This window comes from Pseudomonas sp. Y24-6, from assembly GCF_020295325.1.
GTDB lineage: Bacteria > Pseudomonadota > Gammaproteobacteria > Pseudomonadales > Pseudomonadaceae > Aquipseudomonas > Aquipseudomonas gregormendelii.
The window spans coordinates 1-3,260 of the sequence record NZ_JACBXG010000032.1; the positions used below are offsets into that span (position 1 = coordinate 1).

Annotated in this window: 4 protein-coding genes and 1 pseudogene; 4 read left to right on the forward strand and 1 reads right to left on the reverse strand. The window is 57.2% G+C overall.

Annotated features, from left to right (window positions below):
- The coding region (locus tag HYI44_RS29020) for a hypothetical protein (protein WP_225571192.1) at window positions 1-432 on the forward strand (432 nt) is incomplete at its 5' end.
- Between the two features lie 72 nt (window positions 433-504).
- Window positions 505-855: pseudogene (locus tag HYI44_RS29025) on the forward strand (hypothetical protein).
- A gap of 74 nt (window positions 856-929) precedes the next feature.
- Here the strand turns inward: HYI44_RS29025 and HYI44_RS29030 are convergent.
- Entirely contained in the window at window positions 930-1,166 is a 237-nt protein-coding gene (locus HYI44_RS29030; protein ID WP_225571193.1) for a hypothetical protein, read from the reverse strand.
- 81 nt (window positions 1,167-1,247) lie between these two features.
- Here HYI44_RS29030 and HYI44_RS29035 point away from each other — a divergent pair, with 81 nt between their 5' ends.
- Together HYI44_RS29035 and HYI44_RS29040 are read left to right on the forward strand one after the other, a co-directional pair.
- A complete protein-coding gene (locus tag HYI44_RS29035) occupies window positions 1,248-2,531 on the forward strand; it encodes a DNA-methyltransferase (protein WP_225571194.1) in 1,284 nt (427 codons plus the stop codon).
- A 45-nt stretch (window positions 2,532-2,576) separates the two neighbouring features.
- The gene (locus HYI44_RS29040) at window positions 2,577-3,119 is read left to right on the forward strand and encodes a hypothetical protein (protein WP_225571195.1); all 543 of its coding nucleotides are present in this window, start codon (window positions 2,577-2,579) and stop codon (window positions 3,117-3,119) included.
- Window positions 3,120-3,260: the final 141 nt, after the last annotated feature.

Here is a 3,260-nt window from a genome sequence, read left to right on the forward strand (position 1 = left end):
ACTATTGAGGAGCTTCCCAGTTGCGGAATCATCCACCGCCCACCCAATTACAATCGAAGCAAGACGCCGAACTTCCAGAGCGAACCAGCAAAGGCCGACTCCGGCGCGCAGGTAGTGCGCATTCGCGAACTGGCCAAGACCTTAAATCGCTGCGAGATCTGCGAGAAGGAAGGGATATCGCTCGGTGTGCTGCGCGGGATCGGCCGGCGCAACAGCATCGAATTCAAGGTCGGGCCGAAGAAAGCGTTCGCGCCGAATAAGGCAACAGCTGAGTCAGAGGCCTTGCTCGTCATTCGAGTGAAGGACTGCATGGCGAAGGGCATCAACCGGAGCCAGTGCGCGAAGGCATTGAGCATCAGCACAACCCTGCTCCTCAGGCTGATCAACGACTACAGCATCGACTATCCGAAGATGAAGCCCGCCTTTCGATGAAGCACCGAGTCCAGCAACGCAAACGACAGGCCTGGATGGCGATTCCAGCCAGCGGAATAGAAGAGGTAAGCCATGGCAGCCGCGCAGAAAGATCGATCGGCAAAGACTGCGGCGAGGCGAAAGACTCGCGGCGAGGAAGAAATCAGGCTGCATTGCATGGCCGGAACACGCCAAGCACTCGCTGAGCTGATGGAATGGAGCGGCATCGAGGAACAGGGCTAGGCCATAACGCTGATGATTCACCGCCTACATGAGTTAGGGCCTCAAAAGTGCCTGCCGATGCTTGATCCGCCGCGACACATTATTGAGGTATCCCAAAACGTGTCGCTGGCTTTTCACCGGAAGAGCCTGCAGATGATTCAGCAGGATCCGGGGGATGAGATTATTGACCCTTATCAAAAAAATTCAGCTCTGNATTATTGAGGTATCCCAAAACGTGTCGCTGGCTTTTCACCGGAAGAGCCTGCAGATGATTCAGCAGGATCCGGGGGATGAGATTATTGACCCTTATCAAAAAAATTCAGCTCTGCAAACCTCAACCACTTTGAATGTGCTGACCACATAGCGCGTTCGAGCTCTATCGCCTTCTCGCGGAAATTCTCGTCCGCTTTGTCATGCTCTGCATAGAAGTCCTTGAGTTTCGCTGATGCTGCACTCAGTACCGCAAGCAGTGCGTTGCTTTGTTCGATTACCTTCAGATCGGCCACGGCTTCATCTCCTTGATCCGGCTCCATGCCGGGCTATCCGTAATACCCCAACCAAAACCAAATTGCCACCACCGGTCACGGAGGGCGGCGCCTGAATGGAATTCGACCATGGACTATGAACTACACCTGGGCGATTGCCTGGAGGTGCTGCGCGGATTACCTGCGAACTCGATTGATAGCGTGGTCACTGACCCGCCATACGGCATTCGCTTCATGGGCAAAAGCTGGGATGGACAGGACATCGAAGACCGGGCCGCTTACCGCGCCAGCATGCCGTCACACGCTGGCGCCTGTGGGCCGAACGGAGGTCACCGCTCGATCGCGGCTGAGGCGGGGAAATACGACCTAACGCCAGCGGGTATGCGGGCCTTTCAGGCCTTCACTCTCGAATGGGCGACCGAAGCGCTGCGAGTACTCAAGCCAGGCGGGCATCTGCTGTCGTTCGCCGCTGCTCGAACCTATCACCACATGGCGGTGGGTATTGAGATGGCTGGATTCGAGATCCGCGACCAGATTATGTGGGTGTTCGGCTCGGGCTTTCCGAAGTCGCACAACCTGAAAGGCGATCTCGCTGGCTGGGGCACGGCGCTGAAACCAGCGCATGAGCCAATCTGCATGGCGCGCAAGCCATTCCCCGGAACCGTAGCCGCAAACGTTGAGGAGCACGGCACCGGCGCAATTAACATTGATGCTTGTCGGATTCACGCAGGCGACGCACAAGGCGGCGAGTACTCCCAGAAGCGCATGGCGCCAGGCCGCGTGGTAAATGCCACGGGCACTTACAAACAGGACGCCCAATTCACTGGAGTTAGAAAGCCTGGTCGCTGGCCAGCGAACCTTATCCATGACGGCAGCGATGCAGTGGTGGCCATGTTCCCATCCCAGGCAGGGGCAGCGGCGCCTGTAAAAGGTACGGAGATGAGCTCGCCCGACAAGCACACGTATGGTGAGTACTCCCGGGTGCAGGGTGCGTTTCACGGCGACACCGGCAGCGCTGCACGCTTCTATTACTGCGCAAAGACCAGTCGAGCCGATCGCCATGAAGGCCTGATTAACCCTGGGCCGCAGTTCAAACAGGGCACAACCCTGCGAAAGGTCGAAGTCACGGACACCAAAGGCAACAACCACCCAACGGTCAAGCCCACCGAGTTGATGGCGTACCTGCTGCGACTTGTCACCCCTCCAGGCGGAAAAGCGCTCGATCCATTCATGGGCTCGGGGAGCACCGGTAAAGCTGCTGTGCTCGAGGGCTTTGATTTCGTCGGGATCGAGCAGGACTTCTCCTATATGGCAATTGCACATGCTCGTATTGCGCACGCTCAAGCCAAGAGCCAGCTGATGCAGCAGGAGCAGCACCTACAGGAACAGCAGCTCAGCCTTTTTACTGGATGACTCCCCAACTCCACCGCCCGGGCATGACCCGGCATAGGACGCCCCATGCCCACAGAAAACCGAATTACCGAACAGCCTGACGAAGTAAAGCGCTACCGATTCAAAGGTGCCGCCGGCGAGTACGTTTATGCCGGCGACTTCGACGCCGCCACCCGGTGCTTCCTCGATGCTGCTGAACGCTGCCTCGCCGCCGAACGCCGCGAACAAGCCCTGCATTTGCGCCTGAACGCAGCGGATCAGCGGATTGATGACTTGGCAGGCGGAGATTGTGAGTGGAGCCAAGACGAAGACAGTGGAATCTGGAACAGCGGCTGCGGCTCGATCTGGTCATTTCACGATGACGGCCCAGCTGAGAACGGCATGAACTTCTGCCACTGCTGCGGTAAGAATTTGGTGATTGAGGTTGCTGAACCTGAACAGGATGACGACTGGCATATGAACCCGTGCAACCAAGGTCATCGCGATGTTGGTGCGGCTGTCGGCATTGCTCATTGCTACACCTGCGACGAGAAGATCACGGCAACCACTACTCAGGAAGCCTTTGAGCTCTGGAACGCAACTCACCCGCAAGCCGAAAAGTCAGCCTGATTCCGACAGGAGTACATCTGTACTCCACCAGAGAAAATCGTAACCTCGCCGCGAAAACCTTAATTTCCGGCGCCCTCCCACAAATTTCGTTAACCAACTCAAAGTCAGCCGCTATAGCGGCAAGGACGAGTACGCCCATGG